At 37.9% G+C, this 2,824-nt stretch carries 2 protein-coding genes; both read right to left on the bottom strand.

Annotated elements, in window-relative coordinates:
* Positions 1-1,562: IS1634 family transposase (locus COZ07_RS04150; RefSeq protein ID WP_406607324.1), on the bottom strand; the 1,562-nt coding region annotated here is incomplete at its 3' end.
* Positions 1,563-1,650: 88 nt separating this feature from the next.
* Positions 1,651-2,025, bottom strand: coding sequence for a hypothetical protein (locus COZ07_RS04145; RefSeq protein WP_406607323.1), 375 nt, complete (start codon positions 2,023-2,025; stop codon positions 1,651-1,653).
* Positions 2,026-2,824 lie beyond the last annotated feature (799 nt).

Genomic DNA, 2,824 nt, shown 5'->3' with positions numbered 1-2,824 from the left:
TTAATATTAAAGACCTGGTATATCTTTTTAGCCTCTTTAGACATCCTGGAGGGAAGCCCATATCGTATTCTTTTCTCTTGATCAAACAATATGGAAGTCTGTACTCTAATCAAGGTTTGTCTTATCTTTTCTATACTCAAGTTTTTGTATTGTAATTTAACCCGATATTGCATCTGTTTTACCAGAGAATAAGCGGCAAAACAGATAGCCATATGTGCTTTAATCCGGCGGGGCTTCCAGTGAAATACCGGTCTTACGGCCAGGTCGTGTTTGGATACCCTGAAGGAGGCCTCTACATTCCACAGGTCATTATATTTTTCCAATATCTCCTTACTTGAAAGGTGGGCATTGCTGATGACCCCGTGTAGCCCATCCCATCTGCTATCTTTTAATATCTCTTCTTCGTTTAGAGAGATATCGCCCTTTACTTTAAGGTATTTTCGGTATCCTGAGTTTAGGAGATAGCTCTTGGGATTACTGCTTCTCTGCAGTTTTTTCTTTAATTTTTCTATCTTCTTTTCTCTATCTGATCGATCTTTTAGTGCCCGTTTTGCACTATAGTTTACTATTAATTTTTTATTATCGTAGGCAAAACTGGCTATCTGGTATCCGGGAGTTATCTCCTGGTAATTTTCAGGATTTAGGATTTCATCTTTTAATTTACTATTCATATTCCTCAGTCTTGCCCCTACTATATATTCAAAATTACTTTCTTCTAATTCGTGGGTATTAACATTAGATAACATCCCACTATCGGCTACCAGTACCACTCTCCTTATAGCGTATTTCTTCTTAATCTCGGCAAGGGCGGGGATCAGGGTATGACCTTCATAGATATCCCCGGGGAATATCTGATAATCTATAGGAAGACCATCGGTAGTTACCATAAGGGTAAACAGTACCTGAGGCTGGTTCGATTTACCATCTTTACTGAAGCCATTCTTTTTAAGCTCATCAGGGGTAAATGATTCAAAGTAGATAGTGGTGGCATCATAGAAGATTACCTCTATCTTTCCCCCAAAGAGGTTCAGGGTATTCTGGTAGCTTATTTTTTTTAACCTCTCTATGGCCTGATCATCTAATTGGTCCATCATCCTATATACTTTATCTAAATCGATAGTTAGTCCGAAGTCTTCTTCCAACATATCTACTGAGGCCCGTTTGCTTACCGGGTTGGCTATTCTGGAAAGTACTATATCAGAAAATATACGGACTGCCATCTTGCGTCTGGCCGGATTTTTAATCACCTTTTTATACCCCAGATCGTAAAATAGCCTGCCGTAGGCTTGGTGTATCCCTGAGATTAGCCTCTGTTCTTCTACTAGATCCTTTAAATTAACCTGGTAATCAGAATCAGAATATTTTTCCTTACTTCTTTTTAAGTTTACTATCTCTTCTGGTTTGAATAAAAACTGCTGACCCCCTGCTTCTAACTTTATTCTAATAGACTCAGCCAGCAGCTTAAGTTGGACTAGTTCATCTTCATCATAGGCAACTCCAATATGTCTTATGATCTTTTGAGTTACCCGTTCCCCTTTTCTTATAGACTGAACTATTTGCACGTATTTAGTAGCACCCTTATTTGATGTTTTTACTCTTGTAAACATAGCTAAAGTTTAGCATAATAATATGGTAAAGTAAAGCTCTTAATTAAAATATGGCACTACATTGACCTTTCAAACTGAAACCCCTTATTTTATTGGAGTTCTGGTTTTGAATAGGGGAAAAAGTGCGGAAGTCGGGAGAAGGTGGATCAAGGTTACATTTCAGGGCTATACTGGGGTTATCGACCAAATCGACAGCAAGATCATATAAGGTAGGTAGTGGCTTAAGATTTTTGTAGATGAGAGCTCTCAAAAGACCAGGTTTAAGAACAGGTGGCCTTCCTTTGGCATTATGGGTGTGTCCTTTAAGAGGAGAACAGTCGAGGTTGTCGAAGAGAAGCTCGTATTTCTTTAAGGGATTGATATCGAGGAGATATTCGGCTGATAGTAACAGTCTTTGTTGAGGGTTAAAGGTAGACATAACTTCACCTCCAATTTTGTGAAAGCCTTAGTGCATAAAGATTGATTTATAGAAAATTATAACAGATATAGAAGGGTAGAGGTGAAGTTCAGGTAAAAGGAAGTATTGATCAGAGAAGAATAAGCTAACAAATTAACAATCAGAAAAATAAGGGTTTCACAAAATTAATGGAGCCAGATAAAGGAGGATTTTTTCACCTCCACCCCTCTTGAAATTAGTATAAAGGAGACTTTTTGAGGTTCTAAGGGCTTCTAAACTATTATCAGATAAGGGTTCGCGAGGTGGAGGTGAAGTCTAAAAAATGAATGCTCGCAAAGCCTTTTGTAGCAAGCATTTCCGAATTTTGTGAACGGCACTATAAACCATGAAAGGAGGTGAAGAACCATGGCCGAACGTCTTTGTAAACTCACGGGCAAAAAGCTAAACTTTCCCGAGGATTGTAAGGATTGCGAGTATTTAAAACCTCGGGGAAAGATAAGCTGTTGCACCTACAAAGGATCCGTAAAAAAGGGTTGTTGCAAGTAATGTAATGTAAAAAAAGCGGGCTCACAACTTCACTTAACAGCGGGTAAAAGGGAAATCGAAGATTTCCCCAAATTCGCCTGTCGGCGAACTTCTTTTGTCCGCAAAACTTTAGGAGAAAATTTATGCCCTATCAATACAAAAGAGAACCATTAAATAATGACGAATGTTAGTTAAAAGTTAAAACTGGACTATTTAAAAGTTAAAACTGGACTAAATTAAACTCAATATTTCTCTTAGTTACACTTTAAAAGTGAGCCATCTTTAAAGATTAAAA

Source organism: Candidatus Infernicultor aquiphilus (assembly GCF_002784285.1).
Classification (GTDB): Bacteria; Atribacterota; Phoenicimicrobiia; order Phoenicimicrobiales; family Phoenicimicrobiaceae; genus Infernicultor; species Infernicultor aquiphilus.
Note: the sequence above shows the minus strand (reverse complement) of the source record. Positions and strands in the feature narration are given on the sequence as shown.

What these genes read in the sequence shown, in the direction of transcription:
- COZ07_RS04145 (WP_406607323.1), bottom strand. Translation starts at nt 2,025, where the DNA reads ATGTCTACCTTTAACCCTCAACAAAGACTGTTACTATCAGCCGAATAT.